This is a genomic window from Aquibium oceanicum, from assembly GCF_001889605.1.
Taxonomy (GTDB): domain Bacteria; phylum Pseudomonadota; class Alphaproteobacteria; order Rhizobiales; family Rhizobiaceae; genus Aquibium; species Aquibium oceanicum.
The window spans coordinates 5110101-5135760 of record NZ_CP018171.1; the positions used below are offsets into that span (position 1 = coordinate 5110101).

General features: G+C 64.8%; 26 protein-coding genes. 14 read left to right on the top strand and 12 right to left on the bottom strand.

The annotated features are described in order from the left end of the window. The first annotated feature begins 132 nt into the window (after positions 1-132). The 3 genes from BSQ44_RS25045 (at position 133) to BSQ44_RS25055 (ending at position 2928) form a co-directional block, all read left to right on the top strand. Positions 133-669, top strand: coding sequence for a TetR/AcrR family transcriptional regulator (locus BSQ44_RS25045; RefSeq protein WP_235633310.1), 537 nt, complete (start codon positions 133-135; stop codon positions 667-669). A 113-nt stretch (positions 670-782) separates the two neighbouring features. Further along, positions 783-2054 (top strand): flavodoxin-dependent (E)-4-hydroxy-3-methylbut-2-enyl-diphosphate synthase, encoded by a 1272-nt coding sequence (ispG, locus tag BSQ44_RS25050; RefSeq protein ID WP_072607722.1) that lies wholly within the window; start codon positions 783-785, stop codon positions 2052-2054. A 31-nt stretch (positions 2055-2085) separates the two neighbouring features. Next, positions 2086-2928, top strand: a complete 843-nt coding sequence (locus tag BSQ44_RS25055; protein WP_072608284.1) for a lytic transglycosylase domain-containing protein — start codon at positions 2086-2088, stop codon at positions 2926-2928. Positions 2929-2938: 10 nt separating this feature from the next. Here the strand turns inward: BSQ44_RS25055 and BSQ44_RS25060 are convergent, their stop codons facing one another. Both BSQ44_RS25060 and BSQ44_RS25065 read right to left on the bottom strand, forming a co-directional pair. Beyond that, complete coding sequence (locus BSQ44_RS25060) at positions 2939-5467, bottom strand: response regulator (protein ID WP_072607723.1); 2529 nt, start codon at positions 5465-5467, stop codon at positions 2939-2941. A 95-nt stretch (positions 5468-5562) separates the two neighbouring features. Beyond that, positions 5563-6441 carry a polyprenyl synthetase family protein gene (locus tag BSQ44_RS25065; protein ID WP_072608285.1) on the bottom strand — a complete coding sequence of 293 codons (879 nt, stop codon included), beginning with the start codon at positions 6439-6441 and terminating at the stop codon, positions 5563-5565. Positions 6442-6626: 185 nt separating this feature from the next. Between BSQ44_RS25065 and mtgA the strand changes: the two genes are divergently transcribed. The 5 genes from mtgA (at position 6627) to BSQ44_RS25090 (ending at position 10917) form a co-directional block, all read left to right on the top strand. Next, positions 6627-7340 carry a monofunctional biosynthetic peptidoglycan transglycosylase gene (gene mtgA, locus BSQ44_RS25070; protein WP_114580030.1) on the top strand — a complete coding sequence of 238 codons (714 nt, stop codon included), beginning with the start codon at positions 6627-6629 and terminating at the stop codon, positions 7338-7340. A gap of 159 nt (positions 7341-7499) precedes the next feature. Continuing rightward, positions 7500-7682 carry a 50S ribosomal protein L32 gene (rpmF, locus tag BSQ44_RS25075; RefSeq protein WP_072607725.1) on the top strand — a complete coding sequence of 61 codons (183 nt, stop codon included), beginning with the start codon at positions 7500-7502 and terminating at the stop codon, positions 7680-7682. 133 nt (positions 7683-7815) lie between these two features. Next, positions 7816-8217 (top strand): hypothetical protein, encoded by a 402-nt coding sequence (locus tag BSQ44_RS25080; protein ID WP_072607726.1) that lies wholly within the window; start codon positions 7816-7818, stop codon positions 8215-8217. Positions 8218-8261: 44 nt separating this feature from the next. Continuing rightward, on the top strand, positions 8262-9848 hold the full coding sequence (locus BSQ44_RS25085) for a gamma-glutamyltransferase family protein (protein ID WP_072607727.1): 1587 nt from the start codon (positions 8262-8264) through the stop codon (positions 9846-9848). Positions 9849-9996: 148 nt separating this feature from the next. Next, positions 9997-10917 carry a class I SAM-dependent methyltransferase gene (locus BSQ44_RS25090; RefSeq protein WP_072607728.1) on the top strand — a complete coding sequence of 307 codons (921 nt, stop codon included), beginning with the start codon at positions 9997-9999 and terminating at the stop codon, positions 10915-10917. A gap of 185 nt (positions 10918-11102) precedes the next feature. Here the strand turns inward: BSQ44_RS25090 and phaR are convergent, their stop codons facing one another. Beyond that, a complete protein-coding gene (gene phaR / locus BSQ44_RS25095) occupies positions 11103-11711 on the bottom strand; it encodes a polyhydroxyalkanoate synthesis repressor PhaR (protein WP_072607729.1) in 609 nt (202 codons plus the stop codon). A 294-nt stretch (positions 11712-12005) separates the two neighbouring features. On the opposite strand from phaR, the gene BSQ44_RS25100 reads away from it, so the two are divergent. After that, the gene (locus tag BSQ44_RS25100; RefSeq protein WP_072607730.1) at positions 12006-13190 is read left to right on the top strand and encodes an acetyl-CoA C-acetyltransferase; all 1185 of its coding nucleotides are present in this window, start codon (positions 12006-12008) and stop codon (positions 13188-13190) included. 105 nt (positions 13191-13295) lie between these two features. Beyond that, positions 13296-14018 (top strand): acetoacetyl-CoA reductase, encoded by a 723-nt coding sequence (gene phbB, locus BSQ44_RS25105; RefSeq protein ID WP_072607731.1) that lies wholly within the window; start codon positions 13296-13298, stop codon positions 14016-14018. 27 nt (positions 14019-14045) lie between these two features. Here the strand turns inward: phbB and BSQ44_RS25110 are convergent, their stop codons facing one another. The 7 genes from BSQ44_RS25110 to BSQ44_RS25140 all read right to left on the bottom strand — a co-directional run bounded on the left by BSQ44_RS25110 (position 14046) and on the right by BSQ44_RS25140 (position 18928). Then, entirely contained in the window at positions 14046-14555 is a 510-nt protein-coding gene (locus BSQ44_RS25110) for a hypothetical protein (RefSeq protein ID WP_072607732.1), read from the bottom strand. Next, positions 14552-15781, bottom strand: a complete 1230-nt coding sequence (gene rlmN, locus BSQ44_RS25115; protein WP_072607733.1) for a dual-specificity RNA methyltransferase RlmN — start codon at positions 15779-15781, stop codon at positions 14552-14554. The genes BSQ44_RS25110 and rlmN overlap by 4 nt, the downstream gene beginning before the upstream one ends. A gap of 183 nt (positions 15782-15964) precedes the next feature. Beyond that, positions 15965-16468: an invasion associated locus B family protein gene (locus BSQ44_RS25120; RefSeq protein WP_072607734.1), complete on the bottom strand. Its 504-nt coding sequence runs from the start codon at positions 16466-16468 to the stop codon at positions 15965-15967. Positions 16469-16746: 278 nt separating this feature from the next. After that, complete coding sequence (locus BSQ44_RS25125; protein ID WP_072608286.1) at positions 16747-17112, bottom strand: YkvA family protein; 366 nt, start codon at positions 17110-17112, stop codon at positions 16747-16749. 56 nt (positions 17113-17168) lie between these two features. Beyond that, positions 17169-17462: a 4a-hydroxytetrahydrobiopterin dehydratase gene (locus BSQ44_RS25130; protein WP_072607735.1), complete on the bottom strand. Its 294-nt coding sequence runs from the start codon at positions 17460-17462 to the stop codon at positions 17169-17171. 106 nt (positions 17463-17568) lie between these two features. Continuing rightward, positions 17569-18165, bottom strand: coding sequence for an RNA 2',3'-cyclic phosphodiesterase (gene thpR / locus BSQ44_RS25135; protein ID WP_072608287.1), 597 nt, complete (start codon positions 18163-18165; stop codon positions 17569-17571). Between the two features lie 127 nt (positions 18166-18292). Further along, positions 18293-18928 (bottom strand): arylesterase, encoded by a 636-nt coding sequence (locus tag BSQ44_RS25140; protein WP_072608288.1) that lies wholly within the window; start codon positions 18926-18928, stop codon positions 18293-18295. Between the two features lie 87 nt (positions 18929-19015). Between BSQ44_RS25140 and BSQ44_RS25145 the strand changes: the two genes are divergently transcribed. The 4 genes from BSQ44_RS25145 (at position 19016) to BSQ44_RS25160 (ending at position 23900) form a co-directional block, all read left to right on the top strand. After that, positions 19016-19714 carry an ABC transporter ATP-binding protein gene (locus BSQ44_RS25145; RefSeq protein WP_072607736.1) on the top strand — a complete coding sequence of 233 codons (699 nt, stop codon included), beginning with the start codon at positions 19016-19018 and terminating at the stop codon, positions 19712-19714. A 10-nt stretch (positions 19715-19724) separates the two neighbouring features. After that, entirely contained in the window at positions 19725-22274 is a 2550-nt protein-coding gene (locus BSQ44_RS25150) for an ABC transporter permease (protein ID WP_072607737.1), read from the top strand. A 207-nt stretch (positions 22275-22481) separates the two neighbouring features. After that, positions 22482-23225, top strand: coding sequence for a Bax inhibitor-1/YccA family protein (locus BSQ44_RS25155; RefSeq protein ID WP_072607738.1), 744 nt, complete (start codon positions 22482-22484; stop codon positions 23223-23225). Between the two features lie 105 nt (positions 23226-23330). After that, positions 23331-23900 (top strand): GNAT family N-acetyltransferase, encoded by a 570-nt coding sequence (locus BSQ44_RS25160; RefSeq protein WP_072607739.1) that lies wholly within the window; start codon positions 23331-23333, stop codon positions 23898-23900. A gap of 19 nt (positions 23901-23919) precedes the next feature. Here the strand turns inward: BSQ44_RS25160 and BSQ44_RS25165 are convergent, their stop codons facing one another. Together BSQ44_RS25165 and BSQ44_RS25170 are read right to left on the bottom strand one after the other, a co-directional pair. Further along, the gene (locus BSQ44_RS25165) at positions 23920-24306 is read right to left on the bottom strand and encodes a DUF2794 domain-containing protein (protein ID WP_072607740.1); all 387 of its coding nucleotides are present in this window, start codon (positions 24304-24306) and stop codon (positions 23920-23922) included. Between the two features lie 457 nt (positions 24307-24763). Beyond that, positions 24764-25522, bottom strand: coding sequence for a DUF1223 domain-containing protein (locus BSQ44_RS25170; protein ID WP_072607741.1), 759 nt, complete (start codon positions 25520-25522; stop codon positions 24764-24766). Positions 25523-25660 lie beyond the last annotated feature (138 nt).

Below are 25660 nucleotides of genomic sequence, written 5' to 3' on the forward strand. Positions count from 1 at the left end.
GAAGGGCTCCGCGACGGGATTCGAGCGGCGGGACACATGCCGGTGCGGCATCATCCCACAGAGGAGGCGCTTGATAACTGTACCGTCTGGACGGTAATGTCAATCACGACCACGCCTGAGGGAGGACGCAGGTTGAGCACCACCAAAGCAAATTCGCGTGAACGGATCCTTGCGGCAGCTGCGGAAGTTGCGCGCAATGCGGGTCCGGGGAGCCTTTCCCTCGACGCCATCGCGCACCAGGCCGGCGTGTCGAAGGGAGGGCTGCTCTACAACTTCCCGAGCAAGGCCAAGCTCCTTCAGGGGCTGGTGGAAAAGCACCTCGCAGAGATGGAGCAGTCGCTCGATGCCGCGGCGGCTCGTGGGGAACCGCTGCTTGCAGCCTACATGCGCCTGATGAAGAGCAGTTCGGTGGAGGACCGCCCGCCGGCCTCCTGGATCTTTTCCGCCATCGCCGAGGATCCGGAGTTCCTGGCGCCGATCAACCAGTTCCGGCGGCGGCTCCTGGCGCGGCTTCGCGCCGAGACGGACGATCGCGCCGGCGTCCTCGTCGCCTTCTTCGCCATGGAGGGCCTTCAGTGCATGAAGCTCTTCGACGACGAACTGCTCGACGCCGAGGACCGCCGCCTTCTCATCGAACGGGCGCACGAAGTCGCCGGCGGCGGGTCCTGATGCCCATGACGACGCCGTGCCGACACAGGATCGTCGTCATTCTGCTTCACGCTTGACATGGCGGAGGTGCTCCGCCACCTGAATTGCATCCCGAACCGTCGCGGAGCCGACAAATGAACGCCATTGCGCCGATCCAGAAGGCCGCCGGGCAAGGTCCCGCGCCGCGCCGCCAGTCCGTCGGCGTCGATGTCGCCGGCGTCCTGGTCGGCGGCTCGGCACCCGTCGTCGTGCAGTCGATGACCAACACCGACACGGCCGACATCGACGCGACCGTCGCGCAGGTGGCGGCTCTCCAACGCGCCGGATCGGAGATCGTGCGCATCACCGTCGACCGCGACGAGAGCGCGGCGGCCGTGCCGCGCATCCGTGACCGGCTGGGGCGGCTCGGCATCGACGTGCCGCTGGTCGGCGACTTCCACTATATCGGCCACAAGCTTCTGGCCGACCATGCCGCCTGCGCGGAGGCACTGGCCAAGTATCGCATCAATCCGGGAAACGTCGGTTTCAAGGAGAAGAAGGACCGCCAGTTCGCGGCGATCGTCGAAACAGCGATCCGGTACGACAAGCCGGTCCGGATCGGCGTGAACTGGGGGTCGCTCGACCAGGACCTGCTGACGCGGCTGATGGACGAGAACCAGAACGCCGGTTCGCCGCTGACGGCGGTGGAGGTGATGCGCGAGGCGATCGTCCAGTCGGCTCTGCTGTCCGCCGAACTCGCCGAGGAGATCGGGCTGCCGCGCAACCGCATCATCCTGTCCGCCAAGGTCAGCCAGGTGCAGGACCTGATCGCCGTCTATGCCGAACTCGCCCGCCGCTCCGATCACGCGCTGCATCTCGGCCTGACGGAGGCCGGCATGGGCACCAAGGGCATCGTCGCCTCGTCGGCCGCCATGGGCATCCTCTTGCAGCAGGGCATCGGCGACACGATCCGCATCTCGCTCACGCCCGAGCCCGGCGGCGACCGCACGCGCGAGGTGCAGGTCGCCCAGGAACTGCTCCAGACCATGGGCTTCCGCCAGTTCGTGCCGATCGTCGCCGCCTGCCCCGGCTGCGGACGCACCACCTCCACCGTGTTCCAGGAACTCGCCCAGAATATTCAGGACGATCTCCGCCGCAACATGCCGGTCTGGCGCGAGAAGTATCCGGGCGTCGAGGAACTCAAGGTCGCGGTGATGGGCTGCATCGTCAACGGACCGGGCGAATCCAAGCATGCCGACATCGGCATCTCGCTTCCCGGAACCGGCGAAACGCCGACCGCTCCGGTCTTCATCGACGGCCGCAAGGCCGCGACCCTGCGCGGCCCGGCGATCGCGGCGGAGTTCCAGCAGATGGTCGCCGACTACATCGAACAGCGCTTCGGCACCGGCGGGCGCGCTGCGGGGTAGAGCCGTGCGGTCGCGGACCGTATGGGCGCGGATAGTCCTGGCCGCATCCGCCCTCGTTTCGCCGCCGGCATGGGCCGATCCTCCCGGACCGCGTCCGAAGGGGCCGCAGCCGGTCACCGTCGAGCGCATCTGCGACCTGATCGAAACGCACGCGAAAAGCAACGAGCTTCCCCCGGATTTCCTCGCGCGGCTGATCTGGAAGGAAAGCCGGTTCGACCCGAACGCGGTCAGCCCGGCCGGAGCGGAAGGGATCGCGCAGTTCATGCCCGGAACCGCGCAACTGCGGGGCCTGGCAGACAGCTTCGACGTCGAACAGGCGATCCCGGCTTCCGCCGCCTACCTGGGCGAGCTCAAGACAGGGTTGGGCAATCTCGGCCTCGCCGCGGCCGCCTACAATGCCGGCGAAGGCCGCGTCGGACGCTGGCTCCGGCAGGGCGGATTCCTGCCGCTGGAGACGGAGAACTACGTCCTCGACATTCTGGGCGAGCCCGCCGAGAACTTCATCGGCCGCACCCAGCCCGTGGTCGTCCCGCCGCTCCAGAAGGAAAAGACTTTCGAAGAGTCCTGCGAAGCGCTTCCGGTCACCATGAGCGCCACCGTGCCGATGGCCTCGGTGCACGTGAAGCCATGGGGCATCCAGGTCGCCGGGAATTTCCGGCGCGCGGCAGCCGTGAGGCAATACCAGCGGGTGAAAGCGCGCTTCCCGGCGCTGCTTTCGGACCACGAACCGGTGGTGAGCCGCATACGCAGCCCGATCGGCCGGCGCGGCATCTATGCGGTGAGGATCGGCGCCGACGACCGCGCAGAGGCGAACGCGATCTGCCGTCAGTTGCGCGGTGTGGGCGGTTCCTGCGTGGTGCTGCGCAACCGGTAGAGGCAGCCGCTCAGGCCGTGCGCGCCATCTCGCCGCCGCCGATCCAGGTTTCCACCTTCAGCGACAGCTTGTTGGGAGAGACCGGCTTGGAGAGGTAGTCGTCCATGCCCGCTTCCAGGCATTTCTCCTTGTCGCCCTTCAGCGCATGGGCCGTGATTCCAATGATCGGGGTGTGCACGCCGGTCCCCCGCTCCGCCTCGCGGATCGCGCGGGTGGCTTCCAGCCCGTTCATCTCCGGCATCGAGACATCCATGAGGATGATCTTCGGCTTGAGCAGCCGATGCATCTCGACCGCCGACCGACCGTTGCCGGCGATGCGGTAGCTCAGCCCCAGGCCTTCGAGAATCTGGCGGAGCACCAGCTGATTGACCTCGTTGTCCTCGGCGACAAGGACGTCCAGCTGCCCCGGCTTGTTGATGGTCTGGGCGGAGATTCGCCGCTCGGTCGGCTCGACCAGCCGTACGCGGGAGGGAAACGGAACCGTCTCCGAGTTCCGAGGCGGCAGGATCTCCGTCCTCGCCCTCTGCATCACCGACACGAGCGTCTCGAGCAGCGCCGAGGAACGCGCCGGCTTGTGAAGATGCGCGGCGATGCCGAATTCGATGGCCAGGCGCGCGGTCTGTGCCTGGTCCACCGACGTCAGAAGCACGACCGGAACCGGAGCAATCTTCGGATTGTCCCGGATGGACTTTGCCACCTCACCGCCGTTCATGCCCGGCATCTGATAGTCCAGGATGACGCAGTCGACCGGGATGCCGAGCTGCCGTGCACGCTCCAGGAAGGCGATGCCGACCGCTCCGCTCTCGACAGCCGCGCAGTCGAAACCCCAGCTCTTGAGCTGTTCGACGAGAATGTCGCGATTGACCGGGTTGTCGTCGATCGCAAGCACCCGCGCACCTGTGACGTCGACCGGGACGACCGGTCTGGACGCGACACCCGAATTGTCGACCGGCAGCGAAATGGTGAACGAGAAGGTCGATCCCTCCCCGACCGAGCTCTCCACCGCGATCTTCCCGCCCATCAGTTCCACCAGCCGCGAGGCGATGGCGAGCCCCAGCCCGGTTCCCTCGTGCCGGCGGGTCGACGAGGCATCGACCTGTGCGAACTTGTCGAACACCGCGGACAACTTGTCCCGCGGAATGCCGATGCCGGTGTCCTCGACGCGCAGCGTGATGTCCACGGTCTCTCCGCGCACCGTGCCGGAGATATCGACCAGGACATGTCCCTTCTCGGTGAATTTCACGGCGTTGCCGACCAGGTTGGTGGCGATCTGGCGGAAGCGGCCGACGTCTCCGACGACCGAAACCGGCAGCGCTGGATCGACCCGGACGATGAGTTCGAGGTCCTTCTCCGCGACCTTTGCCGAAACCAGCGTCGCGACGTCCTCGATCGCCTCGCCGATGCGGAACGGCGCGGGATCGAGTTCCAGCTGCCCGGCATCGATCTTGGAGAAGTCGAGGATGTCGTTGATGATCGTCAGCAGCGAATTACCCGACTTCAGGATGACGTCGACGAACATCGACTGCCGCTTGTCGAGTTCCGTACGCTCCAGCAGTTCCGCCATGCCCATCACCCCGTTCATCGGGGTGCGGATCTCGTGGCTCATGTTCGCCAGGAATTCCGACTTGGCCCGGTCGGCGGCCTCGGCCTTCAGCTTGGCGCCTTCCACGGTTTCCTTCGCCCGGCGCAGGTCTTCGTGCGATGCATAGATGTTGCGCATCATCGGCTCGAAGATACGCAGCCCGACGAGCCCGCCCGCCGCGATCATGACGATCGCCACGACGAGCAGCGACAGCTGAAGCGTGCCATATCGCGAGATCATGTCAGCGTTGAGCTGGTCGAGGGAACGCGACAGGTTCGGGCGTAACCGGTCGTTGGCGAACTGCTTCAACTGGAGGAACACCCGCTGGGCGGCGGGCTGCGAATTGTCGCGGAAGATGTCGAGCCGGTCGGCGTGGGTGAGAACTTCGCGAATGTCGCGTTTCAGGGAGGCGGTGCCGTCTCCCTCCCAAATGTCGCGGACGGCCTTGGGTGCATCGATACCGATGATGGCATCGAGCAGCGTGTCGCCGCCCCCGATATTGCCGTCGGACTGGTTCCCCGCCTCCCCCGCAGTGATAGAGCGGCTCTCGCCGACCATGACGTCTCCTTCGATCGCATGCTCCAGCGCCTCGTAGGCTGACTGGAGACGATCGAGCGCATCGCGAAGATCGGCGCGGATCAGGGCGACTTCGGGAGGCGTTTCCAGAGACCCGTCCCTGTCGATTGAAGAGGGCGCCGCCATATCACCTGAAACCGTCGTGGAGGCGGCGGATGCCGATTTGCGGATGCGCGTGTTGTCAAGGCGCATCGTCTGGTAGAGCACGTCGCTCGTGGCATCTGCCATCGACGTGATGACCGCGCCGAATTTCACGTTCGTCTTTGCCAGTTCCGACTGCCACATCATGAAGCCGGTTCCGGCGGAGACCACCATCACGAAACCGGCCAGAATCGCGTAGATCCGGCCGCGCATGTAGGAGCGCGTGATGACTGGAGACATGGCGTACCCGAAAAACTGAAATCGCCCGAATGTCCGTAAACATCGAGCAATCGCGTTAAACCGGGCTTAACGCTCAGCTTTTCCGCCTGATCGGGTCAGTGGTCGCGCTCGATCACGAACCGCGCGGCCGTGCGAAGCATGGTCCCGGCCTCGCCGAACGGCCGCAACAGGTCGTTGGCCTGGTCCATCAGCCCGGACAATTGCCGGCGCGTCCACTCGATGCCGTGCAAGCCGGCGAGCGTCGCCTTGCCCGCCGCCGCGTCCTTTCCCGCCGCCTTGCCGAGCGTGGCGGCATCGGAGGTCAGGTCGAGGAGGTCGTCGGCGAGTTGGAAGGCGAGGCCGATCGCGGAGCCGAATTCCGCCAGCCGCTCGCGGTCGGCGGGACTCGCCTGCCCGACGATCGCGCCGGCCTCGCAGGCGAAGCGGATAAGCGCACCGGTCTTCATGGCCTGGAGCCGGAGGATCCCGTCCTCGCCGGGCGTCTCTCGCTCGGCCGCGAGATCGAGAAACTGTCCGCCGGCCATGCCGCCCAGTCCCGCCGCCCGCGCCAAACGGGTGACGAGTTCGACGCGCCGCTCGGCCGGGAGTTCCGTCTCTTCGCTGGCGATGACGTCGAAGGCGTAGGTCAAGAGGCTGTCGCCTGCGAGGATCGCCGTCGCCTCGTCGAACGCCCGGTGCACGGTCGGCCGCCCGCGCCGCATGTCGTCGTCGTCCATGGCGGGCAGGTCGTCGTGGATCAGCGAGTAGCAATGAATGCATTCCAGCGCCGCCGCGACCCGCAAGGGGGCGGTACCCGTCGCGCCGAAAAGGGCGGCACTCTCCAGTAGCAGGAACGGCCGTAGCCGCTTCCCGCCGCCGAGCGCCCCATGGCGGATCGCCTGCAAGAGGCCGGACGGCCGCGCCACCTCGCCGTCGCGCGGGCGGTCGTCCAGAAGCGCCCGCAGCATGGATTCCACGGCATCGGCATGCGCCATGCGCGTTGCTTCGAAGAGGGTTTCGACATCGGCTTGCATGCGGGCGAGCGATGGCCGCAAATTCCCCGGTGGTCAAGCGCGGCGTTGCACCTGGTGTTCTCGCGCTTTATGTCCACGATAGGTGAAGCGAATGCATGCCCGTTGTGGAAACACCCGAAGTTGACCCCGAGCCCGCGGAGGGCCCAATGGCGCGCCGCGCGGCGAAACAGAGACGATCCCGGTTCAGATTGCGCAGGTGGCTGGGGGTCCTCCTGGTGGCGCTGGTCGCGCTCGCCCTGATCCCGGCGGCATTGACGCTGCTCTATCTGCTCCCCTTCGTCCATCCGATCTCCACCCTGATGGCGAAGGACCTCGTCACGCTCGAGGGCTACGAGCGCGAATGGGTTCCGCTGGAGGAGATCGCACCCGTGCTGGTTCACTCCGTCATCATGTCCGAGGACGGCCAGTTCTGTTCGCACCGGGGCATCGACTGGGGCGCCCTCAACCAGGTCATCGACGGCGCACTGGCAGGCGAGGAGACGCGCGGCGCCTCGACGATCCCCATGCAGACGGTCAAGAACCTGTTCCTGTGGCAGGGCCGCTCCTTCGTGCGCAAGGCGCTCGAAGCTCCGATGGCGCTCGCCTTCGACGCCATCGTGCCCAAGAAACGCATCATGGAGATCTATCTCAACATCGTGGAGTGGGGCCCCGGCATCTATGGCGCCGAAGCCGCTGCGCAGCACCATTTCGGAGTATCGGCGGCCAAGCTGTCGCGCCGGCAGGCCGCCCTCCTCGCCGTGACGCTCCCCAACCCGATCGCCCGTACACCGGGGCGGCCGACCTCCGGGCTGAACAAGCTCGCCAATGTCATCGAGAAACGGGCACAGCAGGCCGGCTCCCACATTCGCTGCGTGAAGTAGGACGCCTCGGCGCGGCCGTGCGACAAAAATTTGGCGACCCCGCTGGCCAAAGCGGGTTCCAGCGTGTATAGGCACGCGACTTTCAAAAAACAGCCTGTCGCGACTGGCTCTTCGAAACGAGGGCGCGGCGGGCTTTGACCGATCGATGGAGCAGGTTCCATGGCTGTACCCAAAAGAAAAACCTCGCCGTCCAAGCGCGGCATGCGTCGCGCCGCCGACGCGCTGAAGGCCCCGACCTATGTCGAGGACAAGAACTCGGGCGAACTTCGCCGTCCGCATCACATCGACCTGAAGACCGGCATGTACCGCGGCCGTCAGGTTCTCGAATCCAAGGAAAGCTGAGCCGCCTTCAGGCTCTCTTTTCGTGACGCATCGACCGGCCCCGTGCCGGTCTTTTGCGTTTGTGGCCTGGCATCATCTTGACGCTGCGCTCCGGCCCGCTACACCGGTGCGGACCTGACAAAGCGAGTGCGCAATGGCCTCCATCCCGCTGCTGATCGTCCCCTTCATCATCTTCAACCTCGGCCTCGCCGGGATGCTCGGCGGCGGTCCAGCCGGACCGTGGGAGCAGGTGCTCTTCACCATCCCGATGATGTCAGGCGGCGACTGGTCGATGACGCTGGGCGACCTCACCATCCTGATCGCGCTCATCCTGCTCTTCGTCGAGATCATGAAGTCGACCCGGACCTCGAATGCCTCCGTCGTCGACCATCTCCTCTCCACCTTCGTCTTCGTCGCCTATCTCGTGGAGTTCCTCCTCGTGCGCGGCGCCGCGCATTCGGTCTTCTTCATCCTCCTCGTCATCGCGCTGGTCGATCTCGTGGCCGGCTTCTCCGTCTCGATCCGCTCGGCGGGGCGCGACGTCAGCTTCAACTGATCGCTCCCGTCGAACAGACGCGTAACCGCCGCCACGGAGGTTCCTTGCGCAATTTCGATCTGCCGGGCCGCTCCCCCGTGATCGCCGAGAACGGCATGGCGGCGACTTCGCACCCGCTGGCGACGGCCACGGCCCTTTCGGTCCTGAAGGACGGCGGCAACGCTGTCGATGCCGCCATCGCCGCCGCCGCGACGCTGGCGGTGGTCGAGCCGCACATGACGGGCATTGGCGGAGATTGCTTCGTCATCCTGGCCGAGCCGGACAGCTCGCTGCATGGCCTCAACGGCTCCGGCCGCGCGCCGGCGGGAGCGAATGCGGCGTGGTATCGCGAGCGCGGCTTCACGGACATGCCCGCCACCGGCCCGCACAGCGTGACCGTCCCCGGCGCGATCAAGGCCTGGGAGGTGCTGTCGCAGCGTTTCGGAACCCGCGGCTTCGACCGGCTCTTCCTCGACGCCATCCGCTACGCGGAGGAAGGGTTCGCGATCCACCCTCGAGTCGCGCGCGACTGGGCGCGTTATGCCTCGGAACTCGCCGCCGACGAAGGCGGCGCGATGCACTATCTCCCCAATGGACGCACGCCCCCGGTCTTTGCCCGCCACCGGCTTCCGGCGCTCGGCGCGACCTTGCGCCAAATCGCCGAGCGCGGCTCCGTCGCCTTCTACGAGGGAGAGGTCGCCACGGAAATCGCCAGGACCGTACGCGAAAAGGGCGGATTCCTGACCGAGGAGGATCTGGCGAAAGTCTCCGCCGACTGGGTCGATCCCATCACGACCGCCTACCGCGGCCACGACGTGTTCGAGATCCCGCCGAGCGGCCAGGGCCTCACCGCCCTGATCATGCTGAACCTGATGAAGCAACTCGGCGCCGATCGCACTTCCGTCGACGGCACCGACCGCTGGCACCTGATGATCGAGGCGGCGCGCCTCGCCTATGCCGTGCGTGACAGCCACATCGCCGATCCAGCTTCGATGAACTGCGACACCAGGGATTTGCTCGACCTGGCCTACGCCAGGGCCCTCGCCGGTGGCTTCCTCCAGGAGCGGCGCAACGACAGGATCGTGCTTCCCCCGGTTCCAAACTCCGACACGGTATACCTGTGCGTGGTCGACCGCGACCGCCGCGCCGTCTCCTTCATCAATTCGCTCTACTCCGGTTTCGGCTCGAGGATCGTCACGCCGAACTCCGGCGTCGTCCTGCAGAACCGCGGCGCTTGCTTCACGCTGAAGAAAGGCCACCCCAACGAACTCGCGCCGGCCAAGCGTCCAATGCACACCATCATCCCCGGCATGGCGATGAAGGCCGGGAAGCCCTCATACGCGTTCGGTGTCATGGGCGGAGCCTACCAGCCAATGGGCCATGCGCTGGTGCTTTCCAACATGCTGGACTTCGGCATGGACCCGCAGCAGGCGATCGATTTTCCGCGGCTGTTCTGGGGCGAGGACGGCACGCTGGAAGCGGAGGCCGGCATTCCGGCCGGTGTCCGCGAGGGACTGGCCGCGAAAGGTCACACCCTCCGCGACGCCCTCGGCCCCTGGGGCGGCGCCCAGCTCATAGCGATCGACCACGAGAGCGGGTTCCTCATCGGCGGATCGGATCCGCGCAAGGATGGGTGCGCGCTGGGGTGGTGAGCGGCAGGCTCAGACTGTGTCGGCCCGTCTCTGCCGTAAGTCTTCAGACGCGTCGGCGTCACAGCAACAGTGGTGAAAGTCAGATTGGTGATTGAAATCAACCCCCATGATATGCGAAGTACTTCGAGGACTGAGCGGGAACCAACTGATGAAAACCGAGGACGAATATCTTAAAATGATAAAAGCCTCGGAGTGGAACCGCACGGTTCCACCTTGGGTCGAAAACACTTTCTCAATGATGCGGCCCCCTGAGAAGGCGATGCTGTGGCATTTGACCAAGGATTTCCACCGCCCGCTCGATTGCATCGTGGATGCAGGGTGCTGGACCGGAGCATCCACCTTGGCTTTCTGCCTTGGAATCAAGGATGGCGGCCATCCGGCGCGCAGCGGCATGGTGGCATCGTTCGATTTGTTCGTCGCGGATGAACACACCCGGACGATTTATCTCCAGCGAAAAGGTCTCGATGTAAAAGTTGGCTCCTCACTTATACCCATTTTTCTGAACAACATTTACGGTCACGAAGATCTTATATCAATCGTTAAAGGCGACCTCCTCGATCACAGCTGGAGTGGCAGGCCTATCGACATTCTTTTCCTTGATCTTTTGAAGACAAAGGCGTTGAACACGCAGGGTTCAAAGATATTCTTCCCCCATCTCCGACCTCAATCGATTATTATTCAGCAGGATTATGTCTTTGATCATCTTCCATGGATTCCGCTGACGATGCAGATGTTCCGCGATCATTTTGAGGTTGTCGGATATTGCCTTTCAAGTGCATTGTTCATGGTGAGGTCGACGCCATCCGAGTCCGAGGTGAGCGAGCGACTTGCCGAGATGGATGAAATGCCTCTGGAGGCGAAACTGGTCGCGTTCGATGAGATCATTTCGCAAATGCCCCACCCCGTGCAGCGTACTCAACTGGAATTGTCTCGCATGTGGTGCGCTCTTCATTATGGGGGACCGGATCGCGCAAGGCACGAACTGTCACTCTTCGAGTACGACGAGAAAATGAATTGGGTCGCGTTGAAGCTACGTCAACTGGAGCACTCGATCGCGCGAGCAAGATAGAAATGATGGTCCATGCGTCGTGCAGGCTCCCTCCTCTCGGGTGTTAGATAGTCATCCAACACCTCTCAGGAGAGTGAGCAATGCTTGGGCGGCGCCAGTAAGTCATGCTCGCAATTGGGCTATACTTGCGTAACTGGACAAATCAGCAACCCGGCTATCAGGCGATAGGGGAAGTTCGGCCCTTCTCACCCCATCCGGTCGATCTTGCGCTGCATCGCGGCGATCTGTTCCTTGAGTTCCTTCAGCTCATCGCCGCTCTGGGCGGCCGGTGCAGGCTGTTCTTCCGGCTCCGGGCTGGCCGCCGCGCCGCCTTGCGGCGGAAAGGGCGTGAACATGCGCATGGCGTTCTGGAACATCTCGATGTTGCGCCGCGTCTGCTCCTCGAGCGCCTTGATCGGGGTCGCGACGTTCATCATCTCCATCGGCGACTTCGCCATGGTGGATTTCATCTGCTCGCGGAACCGTTCCTGCTCCTTGGCAAAGGCGATCATCGACTGTTCGAGGAAACTCGGCACGACCATCTGCATCTGGTCGCCGTAGAAGGAGATGAGCTGTCGCAGGAAGGGCACCGGCAGCATGTTCTGCCCGTCCTTGTTCTCCAGCTCGAAGATAATCTGTGTCAGCACCGGATGGGTGATGTCGTCCCCGGACTTGGCATCCTGAACCTTGAAGTCCTCGCCCTTCTTGACCATCTCGGCCAGGTCCTCGAGCGTGACGTAGGTTGATGTGCCGGTGTTGTAGAGGCGGCGGTTGGCATATTTTTTTATGACCACCGGATCGTCTTTGACAGGCACGCGACCCTCCCAGACATTTGGAATATGAAGCGCGATCGGTCGAACGCGCCATGCCATGCGATGAGGATATGCCTAAATCATCGCCGATTGAAAGCGCTTTGTGCAGTGCACGAAGCCGCGGCGGGCAGACGGCCTTTCTCCTTCGGATGGCAACGAGCCTGCCCGCACGTCGGCGCAAGGGTCCCCCGGCACCGCCGATTCCGGTTTGACACAGGTCATGGAAAGGGCAAGAAAAGTCGCCACCGTCCGGCCCGGGAGCCGGTTCGAGCGATCCGTCCTTCAGGGAGATACACAATGGCCGCCCCCAACAGCATCGTCGTCGCCAGCGCCGCGCGGACCGCGGTCGGTTCCTTCAACGGGGCCTTCGCCACCGCGCCGGCACACGAACTCGGCGCTGTCGTCGTGAGGGAGGTGCTTGCGCGCGCCGGCGTGGAGGCTTCCGAAGTCGACGAGGTCATCCTCGGGCAGGTTCTCACGGCCGGAGAGGGCCAGAACCCCGCGCGTCAGGCGGCGATCGCGGCCGGCATTCCCGAAGGCGCGACCGCCTGGGGCCTCAACCAGGTTTGCGGTTCGGGCCTGCGCTCGATCGCCATCGGCATGCAGCAGATCGCAACGGGCGACGCCAGGGTCATCGTCGCTGGCGGGCAGGAATCCATGTCGATGTCGCCGCATTGCGCCCATCTGCGCCAGGGCGTGAAGATGGGCGACTACAAGATGGTCGACACCATGATCAAGGACGGGTTGTGGGACGCCTTCAACGGCTATCACATGGGCAACACGGCCGAGAACGTGGCGCGGCAGTTCCAGATCACGCGCGAGACGCAGGACGCCTTCGCGCTCGCCTCGCAGAACAAGGCCGAGGCGGCGCAGAAAGCCGGAAAGTTCAAGGACGAGATCGTCTCGGTCACGATCAAGGGCCGCAAGGGCGACACGGTCGTCGACCAGGACGAGTACATCCGCCACGGCGCCACGATCGACGCCATGCAGAAGCTCCGTCCGGCTTTCGACAAGGACGGCTCGGTGACGGCAGCCAACGCTTCGGGCATCAACGACGGCGCGGCCGCCGTCCTTCTCATGACGGAGGCGGAAGCCGAGCGGCGCGGCATCAAGCCGCTGGCGCGGATCGTCTCCTGGGCGACCGCCGGCGTCGACCCCAAGATCATGGGCACCGGCCCGATCCCCGCTTCCCGCAAGGCGCTGGAGAAGGCCGGCTGGAGCGCCGCCGACCTCGATCTCGTGGAAGCCAACGAGGCCTTCGCCGCCCAGGCCTGCGCGGTCAACAAGGACATGGGCTGGAACCCGGACGTCGTGAACGTCAACGGCGGCGCCATCGCCATCGGCCACCCGATCGGCGCCTCGGGCGCGCGCATCTTCAATACGCTGGTCTTCGAGATGAACCGGCGCGGCGCAAAGAAGGGTCTTGCGACGCTCTGCATCGGCGGCGGCATGGGCGTGGCGATGTGTGTGGAAGCGGTTTGAAAGGCGATAGGGGAAAAGGGCAGTAAGGCAGTAGGAAAAAAATAGGCAGATCGGCAGCCGCCTACTGCCTTGCTACCTTACTCCCACAATCTGGGAGGAGAATTCATGCCAAGGACAGCAATCGTCACGGGTGGAACGCGCGGGATAGGGGCTGCCATATCGATCGCGCTCAAGGAGGCCGGCTACACCGTCGCCGCGAACTATGCCGGCAATGACGATGCCGCGCGCAACTTCAACACCGAGACCGGAATCCCGGTCTACAAATGGTCCGTCGCGGACTACGATTCCTGTGCGAACGGCATTGCGCAGGTCGAGGCCGATCTCGGCCCGGTCGAGGTGCTGGTCAACAATGCCGGCATTACGCGAGACGCGCCCTTCCATCGCATGACGCGCGAGCAATGGACCGACGTGATGCGGACCAATCTCGACGGCGTCTTCAACATGACGCATCCGCTGTGGAACGGCATGCGCGAACGCAAGTTCGGCCGTGTCATTACGATTTCCTCGATCAACGGACAGAAGGGCCAGTTCGCGCAGGCGAACTATTCCGCCGCCAAGGCCGGCGACATCGGCTTCACCAAGGCGCTGGCCCAGGAAGGCGCGCGGGCCGGCATAACGGTCAACGCGATCTGCCCCGGTTACATCGCCACCGACATGGTCATGGCCGTGCCGGAGAAGGTTCGGGAAGGCATCATCGCCCAAATTCCGGTCGGAAGGCTCGGCGAGGCTGCCGAGATTGCCCGCTGCGTGGTCTTCCTCGCGTCGGACGATGCCGGCTTCATTACCGGATCGACGATCACTGCGAACGGCGGGCAGTACTTCGTCTGAATTGGTCCGGCCTGCTTCGACCGCGCGTCACTTTGGAAGACGGTCGTCAGGCGGGCCCCGGTCCGGAAGACCGGCGGAGCGGCCGGCGACCAGCCAGTATGCCGTGGCGCCGACCATGCCCGCCGTGATCGCCGCGGTCGCGACCTCAGGCATCCAGAGCAGCGGAAGTCCGGCAACGAGATTGACGACCTCGCCAGGATAAGGCACCGGTCCCTGCGTGCGGCGCGCAATTGCGATTGCGACGAACCCCGCAGCGCCACCCGAGAGCACGTGATAGAGCCAGCTTCTGTAGCCGAGGATTTCCGCGATACCAACCGAGACGGCGAACGGGATGAACGCGAAATACGCGACGAAAAGCCCCACCAGCGGAATCGACACGAACAACCCGCCCATCAGGAGCCACGGCGCTTCCTCTCCCGGCGTCGCGAACATCGGCCAGGCGACCAAATGCAGGAAGGCGCTCGCCGTGAGCGCCGCTACCGCGTAGCCGACGATGATGAGAAAAAGCCGGACGAAAATCAGCCCGACGCGGCTCAAGCCTCGCCGTGCCCCGCGATCATCATGGCCTCGAGCGCCAGGCGCTCGCTCTTCTTCATGCGCTCCGATTCCGACTTCAGCTGCCCGCAGGCGGCGAGGATGTCGCGGCCGCGCGGCGTGCGGATCGGCGAAGCGTAGCCGGCCGCGTTGACGGCATCGGCGAACTTCTCGATCTGCTCCCAGTCGGAGCACTGGTAGTTGGTGCCCGGCCAGGGATTGAACGGGATCAGGTTGATCTTGGCCGGGATGCCCTTGAGGAGCCGCACGAGTTCCTTCGCGTCGGCCAGGCTGTCGTTGACGTCCTTCAGCATGACGTATTCGAAGGTGATGCGCCGCGCGTTCGAGAGCCCCGGATAGGCGCGGCAGGCGGCCATCAGCTCCTTCAGCGGATACTTCTTGTTGATCGGCACCAGCATGTCGCGCAGATCGTCGCGCACCGCGTGCAGCGAGATCGCCAGCATGACGCCGATTTCCTCGCCGGTTCGGAAAATCTCGGGCACGACGCCCGAGGTCGACAGCGTGATGCGGCGCTTCGAAAGCGACAGCCCGTCACCGTCGGACGCGATCAGCAGCGCCTTCTTCACTTCCTCGAAATTGTAGAGCGGCTCGCCCATCCCCATCATGACGATGTTGGTGATGCGGCGGCCTTCCGCCGGCACGATGGCGCCGGCCGGCGTGTCGCGGTCCGGGAAATCGCCGAGCCGATCGCGCGCGGTCATCAGCTGGGCGAGGATCTCCTCCGCCGTCAGGTTGCGCACCAGCTTCTGCGTGCCGGTGTGGCAGAAGGAACAGGTGAGCGTGCAGCCGACCTGGCTGGAGATGCACAGCGTCCCGCGCCCTTCCTCGGGAATGTAGACCGTCTCCACCTCGACCGGCCGCCCCGCACCGCGCGGCGGAAAGCGGAACAGCCACTTGCGCGTCCCGTCGGACGAGATCTGCTCCTCGACGATCTCCGGACGCGCGATCGTGAACGTCCGGTCGAGTTCGGCGCGAAGCTCCTTGGAGATGTTGAACATCTCGGAGAAATCGGAGACGCCGCGCACGTAGAGCCAGTGCCAGAGCTGGCTGGCGCGCATCTTCGCCTGGCGTTCTGGAACGATGCCGCTCTCGACCAGCGTCCCGGCGAGCGCGGCGCGCGAAAGTCCCACCAGCGGCGGTTTTTCCTTAACCGCGGGACGGAGCGCGTTCCGCGTCTCGGCGGAGGTGATGTCGAACGATAGGGCCATGGTCGGGGAGATATGATCGGCCGCGGCCGATTGCCAATGTTGCGCGCGACATAGCAGAAGTTTGCGCGTCAGTCACGCGATGGCTCGGCGACAGGCCCGATCCGGCCCGTAGAAGGCCACCCGCCTCGCGAGACCGCCGGCCTGACCGAGAGCCAGGCCGGATATTCGTCTCGAACCCGGGTGCTACTTGCAGGCCGAGATCGAATCCAGCGCGGCGGTGATCCCGCGCAGGGAGAAGTTGTAGCTCGTGTCGTTGCCGCGGCCGGACTTGGCGGCGACCGACATCACCGAGCCGGCCTTCATGGCGGCGACGAGTTGCGGCTCCTCGGCGGCGTTCTCCAGCCAGGCGGACTTGCCCTTGGTGAACAGCGAGAACGAGCGGTCCCCGACCTTCACCGCAACCTTGGAGTTTTCCTGGAAGGGATAGGAGGCGATGAACTGCGGCTCGAACGCGACGTTCTGGCCCGGCTTCTGGCTGACGAAGAAGAAGATGTCGCCATGATCGAGCGCTTGCGGCTGCTTTTCGGTCGGCACCGAGAGAACGTAGCAGACCTTTCCGGAATCGCCCTGATAGGAATAGGTCCCCCAGGCGTTGTACTGATTGATCTTGGTGGCCGATTGCGCGGCGGCTGGGCCGGCGATCGTCACGGCGATGGCGCTTGCCAGGAATAGAATCAGTGCACGCATTGTTTCCTGCCGTTCTTGTGTGTCCTGATCGAAGATCGATGCCGGCCGCTACGGACCGGGATTCGCTTCAATTTAAGTTAATCGGGGTTACCAAAGGATGAACTTCGCTTCGGCCCCGGCGCCCCGATGTGCCTTGGGCTCCCGCCAACCCGCCGGGCGCGCCTGCCACGAACCGGGCACATCACGGATCAATTCTCAACGTCACGAAAACGGCGAGAGTTTGTCGCTCGCATCCGCGGCCGAGGGAACGGCGCCGGCGGATATGGCTGCGTCGAGGGCTATTCCTGCAGGAAGCTGCGTGCCGCCGCGCGGTGGGCGGGCGTAATGTGCGACCGGATGGCCCCAAGAGCCGCGGTGAGCACCGCGACGTCGTCGGTGAAGCCGAGACCGACGAGAAAATCCGGCACGAAATCGAGCGGAACGACGAAATAGGCAAGCGCGGCCAGAAGGATGCCGCGCAAGCGCATGGGCGTCTTCTCGTCCATGGCGCAGTAATACGCCGCGACCACCTCGTCCATGAAGGGGATCCGTCCGGCGGCCCGCCGTGCCGTGCGCCAGAAATCCCGGCGCACACGCTTTTCCCGGCGCCGGTTCACATCCGGCGGAACGGGGGCGAGCACTTCCTCGATCTCGGCGTCGTCGATGGTCTTCTTCATGTTCGTTTATCTGGGTCGCGCGACGGAGAGTCGCAAGTCCCCGCTCAGCGGGCGAATGCGTCCATCTTTCGCGCGAGCTTGAAGTCGAGCTCGGTCAATCCGTCCGCGTCATGCGTCGACAGGGTCACGTCGACGGTCTTGTAGACGTTGAACCATTCGGGATGATGGTCGAGCTTCTCGGCGGCGAGCGCGACCCTTGTCATGAAGCCGAAGGCTTCGCTGAAATTGCGGAACGTGAAGGTCTTGCCGATCGCCTCGCGGCCGTCCTGCAATTCCCAGCCGTCGAGTTCGGCAAGGGCGTCGCGTACCGCCTGTGCGTCGAGCTTCTGTTTCGCCATGCGACTTCCCCTTCCGGATTGGCTTCATCCGCTGAAACTGGAGCACGACGCGAAGAAATCGACCCGAGCGGGAGACCCGGCAACCAGACGAAGCCGCCGGAAGGGTCTATCGCGACATGCGGAAGGCATCCGCGGCGGCGGTCGATGCGCCGGTGTAGGCTGTCCTTTCCACGTCCAGCGGCCACGCCTCCTCGACGATGTAGGGTCCGCCGCCGACCGAATCCCGCGATGACATCAGGACGAAGCGGCCGACACGGAAGGGCGCGGTGGAGAAGCCGCCGTGACCGGAGAGATACGATGCCAGGTCGAGCGGGCTCGCATTGCGCAGCCGCGCGATCGTCACGTGCGGCACGAACTTGCGCGGATCGTAGGGCGCGCCGTTGCGCGAGCAGATGCGGTCGATCTCGCCCTGCAGGGCAGTGAGTTCCGGGCAAGGCGAGACGCCGGCCCAGAGCGCGTGCGGCTTCTTTGTGCCGAAGGCGCCGACGCCGGAGAGGCGGATCTCGAAGCCCGGCTTGCGGACCCGGTCCAGGCCGCTGACGATGTCGTCGGCGACCCGTCCTTCGACATCGCCGATGAAGCGCAGGGTGATGTGGTAGTTCTCGACGTCGATCCAGCGCGCTCCGGGCAGGCCGCCCCGAAGCAGGGACAGGGAGAGCGTGGCGTCACGCGGTACCTCGAGGGCGGTGAAAAGTCGCGGCATGGCTACCTCCTCGAATCGCTCCGTCTTTCGCAGCGAACCATCGTTCCTCGCCTGCGGCAAGCCCGATATGTTCCGCGTCGTCCTTTCGTTGCAGTATGCGGCACTGCGTCCACACCCACCGGCGCCGTCAATCGAGCTGCGAAATCGCCTCCTCGACATATGGCAAGGCCTCCGCCACCATGCGGTCGACGCCTTCGGCATTGGGGTGCAGGCCATCGTCGAGCAGCAGCTGCCCGTTCGTCGCGACCCCTTCCATGAAGAACGGGAAGAAGGTGACGTCGTACTTCCCGGCAAGGCGCGGGTAGAGGCCATTGAAGGCCTCTGCGTAATCCGCTCCGAGGTTCGGTGCGGCCAGCATCCCGGCAAGAACGACGTCGATGCCCCGCTCCTTCAGGCGCGCCAGCATCGCGTCGAGGTTGCTTTCGGTGATCGAGGGCGAGACGCCGCGCAGCATGTCGTTCGCGCCGAGTTCCAGAATGACGAGGTCCGTCCCGTCGGGAACCGACCAGTCCAGCCTGCCGAGCCCGCCGCTGGTCGTGTCCCCCGATACGCCCGCATTGGCGATGGATACGTCATGGCCTTTCGCCTCGAGCGCGGCTTCGAGCTTCTCCGGGAAGGACTGCCCCGGTTCGAGCTGGTAACCGGCCATCAGGCTGTCGCCGAACCCGACGATGTCGATCTTCTCCGCGAGCGCCTGGCCCAGAAAGGCGAAGAAGACCAATCCGGCGACCGATATTGCACGTATCCGTGGTTTGAAACCCATCTTGCAGAAACCCATATGAACCCGGACCGAAAGCAGCCTGCCGCCGTCCATCCCAACAATCTCCGAACCATATAGGGCCCATTCCCGGTGACAGAAACAGTGATCGACCTGAAGAATGTTTCGCTGACACTGGGACAGGGGGCCACGTCGGTCCATGTCCTTAAGGATCTAAGCCTGGAGATCTTCGCCGGCGAGGCGACCGGTATCGTCGGGCCTTCAGGTTCGGGAAAATCCACGCTGCTGATGGTGATCGCGGGCCTGGAAGGCGTCGATTCCGGATCCGTCACGATCGCTGGCAAGCGCATCGACGGGCGCAGCGAGGACGAAGTCGCTGCCTTCCGCGGCAGCAACATCGGCATCGTCTTCCAGTCCTTCCACCTCATCCCCAACATGACCGCGTTGGAGAACGTCGCCGTTCCGCTGGAACTTGCCGGCCGCGGCGACGCATTCGGCATCGCGGCACGCGAACTCGAGGCCGTCGGCCTGAAAGACCGGGTGACCCACTATCCCGGCGAACTGTCCGGCGGCGAGCAGCAGCGGGTGGCGATCGCCCGCGCCCTCGCCCCGGAGCCGAAGATCCTCATCGCCGACGAACCGACCGGCAATCTCGACCAGGCGACCGGCCGCCAGATCTCGGACTTGCTGTTCTCCAAGGCGACGGAACGCGGCATGACGCTGGTGCTGGTCACCCACGACTCCGTGCTCGCCGGCCGCTGCGACCGGCAGATCGCAATGCGCTCGGGCCGCATCGAGAGCGGCCGCCTTCACACCGCCGTTTCGGCCTGAGGGTCCGGTCATGCGAACCGGACGAATGCTCGATCTTGCCGTCCGCTTCTCGCTGCGCGAGATGCGTGGTGGCCTTTCCGGGTTCCTGATCTTCATCACCTGCATTGCGCTCGGCGTCGCGGCAATCGGTGGCGTGAACTCGGTCGCGCGCTCCATCACCTCCGGCGTGGCGAACGAAGGCCAGACGTTGCTCGGCGGCGATATCCGCTTCGAACTGGTCCACCGCCAGGCGAGCGATGCCGAAGCGGCTTTCCTCCAGGATCTCGGCACGGTGGCCGAAAGCGCCAACATGCGGTCGATGGCGCGTCTCGAGGATGGCTCCGACCAGACGCTCGTCGAGGTCAAGGCCGTCGACGGAGCGTACCCGCTCTATGGTGCGCTGGGGACGACCCCATCGCTCGACCACGAGGCGCTGTTCGGCCGCCGGGATGGCGCCTTTGGCGCTGCCGCGCCGCAACTGCTGTTCGACCGGCTGGGTCTCGAGCCCGGTTCGCGACTGAAGCTGGGCGGCGAGGTATTCGAACTGCGCGCGGTGATCGATGACGAACCCGACCTCGTGTCGGATGGCTTCGGCTTCGCACCCCGGCTGATGGTTTCAATGCCGGGGCTCGAAGCTTCCGGCCTCGTGCAGCCCGGCAGCCTCGTGGAGTACGCCTACAAGATCCGCCTGCCTGCGGGCTCATCCGAGACCGACATCACCAGGATACAGGAGCGCGCCGGAAGCGAATTTCCGGAAGCCGGCTGGAGCATCCGCTCGCGCGCCAACGCCGCGCCGTCGTTGTCGGCCAACATCGAGCGCTTCTCGCAGTTCCTCACCCTCGTGGGCCTGACCTCGCTCGTGGTCGGCGGCGTGGGCGTGGCCAATGCGGTACGCGCCTACCTCGAAGGCAAACGCGCCGTGATCGCCACCTTCAAGAGCCTCGGCGCATCCGGAGGCTTCGTCTTCGCAGTCTATCTCGTGCAGATCGCCATCATAGCCGCCATCGGGATCCTGGCGGGGCTGGTGCTTGCCGCGCTGATGCCCTTCGCGGCGAGCGCGGCGCTCTCCGGCGTGCTTCCCGTGCCGACCCGGGGCGCTATCTACTGGGACGCGCTTGGAATCGGCGCTCTGTTCGGCCTCCTGGTGACCTTCGCCTTCGCGCTTCTGCCGCTCGGGCGGGCGCGAGACGTGCCCGCGACCGCTCTGTTCCGCGAAATGGGCTTCGACAACAGCGGCCTGCCGCGGCTGCCCTATGTCGCCGCGGCCGCGGCAATCGGGTTGCTGCTCGCCGGTCTCGCGGTGTGGTTTTCGACCGATCGCTCGATCGCCGCGATCTTCGTCGCCGCGACCGCTTTCTCCTTCGCAGTGCTGCGTCTGGTCGGCCGGCTGGTCCAGTATCTAGCGCGCAGGAGCCCGCGCGTTCGGTCCACCGCCCTTCGGCTGGCGCTCGGCAACATCCACCGCCCCGGCGCACTGACGCCGTCTGTGGTCCTGTCGCTCGGCCTCGGCCTGACGCTCCTCGTCACGCTGGCGCTCGTCGATGGCAACATGCGCAGCCAGATCGCCGGCAGCCTCACGGAGCGCGCGCCGAACTTTTTCTTCGTCGACATCCAGAACACGGAGGTCGAGGAGTTCGCCTCCCTGATCCAGGACCTCGCACCGGAAGGCAAGCTGGTGCGCGTTCCCATGCTGCGCGGCCGCATGATGGAGATCAACGGGGTCGACGTGCGCGAGATCGAGGTGCCGCCCGAAGGCCGTTGGGTACTGCGCGGCGACCGCGGCATCACCTACGCCAGGAACATCCCCGAGAACGCGACGCTGGCGGGCGGCGAATGGTGGCCGGAGGATTACTCCGGCGAGCCGCTGGTGTCCTTCTCCGCAGAGGAGGGCCGCGAGATCGGCCTCGAACTCGGCGATACGATCACCGTCAACGTGCTCGGCCGCAACGTGACGGCCCGAATCGCCAACTTCCGCAACGTCGAATGGGAATCGCTCGGCATCAATTTCGTCATGGTGTTCTCGCCCAACACCTTCGCCGGCGCGCCCCATGCCTGGCTCGCGACGCTGCTCGACCGTTCATCGACCGCGCCCGAGGAAGCCCGCATTTTGAACGAGGTCACCCGTGCCTTTCCGGCGGTAACGACGGTTCGGGTCAAGGACGCGCTCGACATCGTCAACCGCCTGATCGGACAGCTTGCCACGGCCATCCGCGCGGCTGCGGGAGTGGCGCTGATCGCCTCGGTGCTCGTGCTGTCGGGCGCACTCGCGGCGGGCAATCGCGCGCGCATCCACGACGCGGTGGTGTTGAAGACCCTCGGCGCGACGCGGCGTACGCTTATGGCCGCGTTCACGCTCGAATACATGCTGATCGGGCTCGCGACGGCCATTTTCGCGCTAGCCGCCGGCGGCGTCGCGGCATGGTTCGTCATATCGCGCGTCATGGGCTTGCCGGCAATCTTCCTGCCCGAAGTTGCGGTGTCGACAATCGTCGTCGCCCTGGTCCTGACGGTCGGTTTCGGCCTGCTCGGCACCTGGCGTGTGCTCGGCCACAAGGCTGCTCCGGTGCTAAGAAATCTTTGAGCGTGCGTTAACCACGTCCGGAACAAGGGGCCGGAGCCATAAATTTCGTGCGATCACAAACCTTCGTGCGGCCAATCGCTCTTGTTCTTGGCAGGAAGGCACATCATATTCGACATCAGGCATGCTGGAGTCCCGCCAGCGGCGCCTGGGCGGATCGGGTTCGGTACCGCCCGACACCGGACGGGACAGAAGCTGTAAGAGGAAATCATGGCTGACATCCGCAACTACAATGCGCGCGTCGCCGGCGTTGGCACACGTGCCGATACCGGAATCGACGAGGGCCTTCGCGCATACATGCTCAAGGTCTACAACCTCATGGCGCTCGGCCTCGCCATCACCGGCCTGGCCGCTTGGGGTAGTTTCAACTTCGCCGTCGCCGATGGCCAGCTCACCCCGTTCGGGCAGCTGATCTACGCCAGCGCCTTCCGCTGGGTCGTGATCCTCGCGCCGCTCGCGATGGTGTTCTTCCTGTCGTTCCGCATCAACAAGATGAGCGTTTCGGCGGCTCAGACCACCTTCTGGGTTTATTCGGGCCTCGTCGGCCTGTCCCTGTCGACGATCTTCCTCGTCTATACCGGCGAGAGCATCGTTCGGACCTTCTTCATCACCGCGACCGCGTTTGGCGGCCTGTCGCTCTACGGCTACACGACCAAGCGCGACCTGTCGGCGATGGGCTCCTTCCTGGTTATGGGCCTTTTCGGGCTGATCATCGCGATGCTGGTCAACATTTTCCTGCAGTCGTCGGCGCTCCAGTTCGCCATTTCGGCGATAGGCGTGCTGATCTTCTCGGGCCTCACCGCCTACGACACGCAGAACATCAAGGAGATGTACTACGAGGGCGACGATAGCGCCGTGGCCGGCCGCAAGGCCATCATGGGCGCGCTTCGCCTCTACCTCGACTTCATCAACCTGTTCATGTTCCTGCTGCACTTCCTGGGCAACCGCGAGTAGGCGGTCTGGACCAATCGATCCTGCGGGGCGGCCAATACGGCCGCCCTTTTCTTTCGTACGACGCTCAGCTTAAAGTCCGTGCAACATCAATCCCCTGCACCAAAAATGAGCGTCGTAGCCCTTCGATCTGCCACGAGAGCCGATATTGCCGCGATCACGGCGATCTATGCCGATGCGGTGCGCCACGGAACGGCGAGCTATGAGCTCGAGCCGCCCGGAGAGGCCGAGATGGCGGCGCGTTTCGATGCCCTGGCCGCGAAATCCTATCCGTACCTCGTGGCCGAAAGCCCTTCGGGGCTCTTGGGCTACGCCTATGCCGGCCCCTTCCGGCCGCGACCGGCCTACCGCTTCATGGTGGAGGATTCGATCTACATGGCAGCGGAAGCGCGCGGCAAGGGCATAGGCCGCCTGCTACTCGCCATGCTGATCGAGGAAACCGGCAAGCTCGGCTTCCGGCAGATGACGGCCGTGATTGGAGACGGTATCCACAACGTACCCTCCCTCCGCCTCCACGCACAACTCGGCTTCCGCCATATGGGTGTTTTGGAGGGATCGGGGTTCAAGCAGGGGCGATGGCTGGATACGGTATTCATGCAACTCTCGATGAACGGCGGAAATTCCACCGATCCGGATCCGGGTTCGCTGCCCGAGCGGAACTTTCGCGCCGGCATCTGATCCGTGCCGGCGGGGCGTGTCAGGCGTGGACGAGCTTCAGGTGCCTGTCGAAGACGTTGAGCACCCGCGCGAGTTCGTGGCCGCGCTTCAGGATGAGCCCCGTCGCCGCCACCACCGAGTAGGCGCCCTGCTTGCGGGCGAGCTTGGGATCCTTGACGATCTGGAACAGCGGCACTTCGCTCGTGCGCCGGAACACCGAGAAGACGGCGCGATCCTGCAGATGGTCGATCGCGTAGTCCCGCCATTCGTTGGCGGCGACCATGCGCCCGTAGATTTTCAGGATTTGATCGAGTTCGCGTCGGTCGAACCTGACCGGTAGTCGTTCACGATCCCGCCGCGCCTCGTGAAGCGGGATCAGCATTGCGGAGCCGTCCCCATCCTCCGCACCGTTGGAACGCTCAGCCATGAGCTCACCTTCCGTGACAGTTTCACGACGGTTCAAGGTCATCTTTCCGGCCCGGTTTTGCAACCCCCGCGCCTGGAGGATATGCGAAACCGGGAAGGTGAAGGGACGCGCCGACCACAGGGAGCTCACACTTTGGCGACCCTTCTTACGCTCTTGAGTTGGCTGTTGCGCGAGGAGGCGACCGCTGTGGCAGTCGCTTCCGGTTCTTAACGCCAGGTTAACCGGTCGGTCACGAAGCAGGACAGGATGATCGAATTGGTGATGGCCCGCCACATTCCGGCCGCGAATTGTCCCGGTTGCGGCCCCAATGCGCGGCGAACATCCAATCGTTGCCTGAGACGGTTCGGTCCGGCGCTGGCCCCGTAACCCCAAGCCCCCCGCCCACGGTGTCTTCGCTGGGCCGAACCAACCTCGGCAACACCTCATTCTCGCGGAGACCCGCCCAGACGGCGGCTGGTCACATGATCGGGTGGTCGAGGATCGCAGCCCCGATGATCGGACCCGGAGAGCCGTCCACGCCCATCGCCTGGAGAAGCACGGCGCAGCCGCCCGCACCCTTCCGCTTCAGTTCGCTCGACGGGATTTCCAGCCGCATCTCGCGGCCGTGCCACATGCCCGCGGCCTGGATCGCGGAAACGGCATTCCAGTAGGTGATGGATTTTCCGGCGTTCTCGCCCCTGGCGATCTCGACCTCGGTTGCGGGCTCGAAGAACACCAGTACGACGTTCGCCTTGCCCTTCCGATGGGTGCCGGCGCCCGTCTCAATGACGATGCTCTCGGGGCTCTGGCGAATGCTGACATCGATCACCAGCCCCTTGCCCTCGGCATCCATGTCGGCGATCGCGCTCTCGATCTTGCCGCGGCTGGCGCCGTTCATGTGCTCGCGTCCGTTGACCACCACCTGCGGCGTGTAGACGGACCGCTGCCCGAGCGCGCGCGCATAGTCGCGCTGGCGGGCCGTGTTTTCGGGATCGGCGAGCGTGTCGCCCCAGCCGAGGTAGTCCCAGTAATCGACGTGATAGGCGAGCGCGACCACGTCGCCGCGCCGTGCGAGATCGGCAAGATACTCGTCGGCGGGAGGACATGAGCTGCAGCCCTGGCTCGTGAACAGTTCCACCACAGCACGCGGTTTGCCGTCCACGGTCTGAGCGGTCGCCGGCAGAGCCGGCGCTGCGACCATCGCCAGCAGGAACCCGGTCATTCGGAAGATGTTCATGTCCGATCCTGACTGAAATCCGGACTCCGATTGTCCGCTTTCTCGTATAGCTTCGACATTAAGCGCATGGCGAGGTCAACCCGAAGTCACGTTGCGGTGAGACGATTCTCCCGCATACTCCGCCCGAAAGGGAGAGCC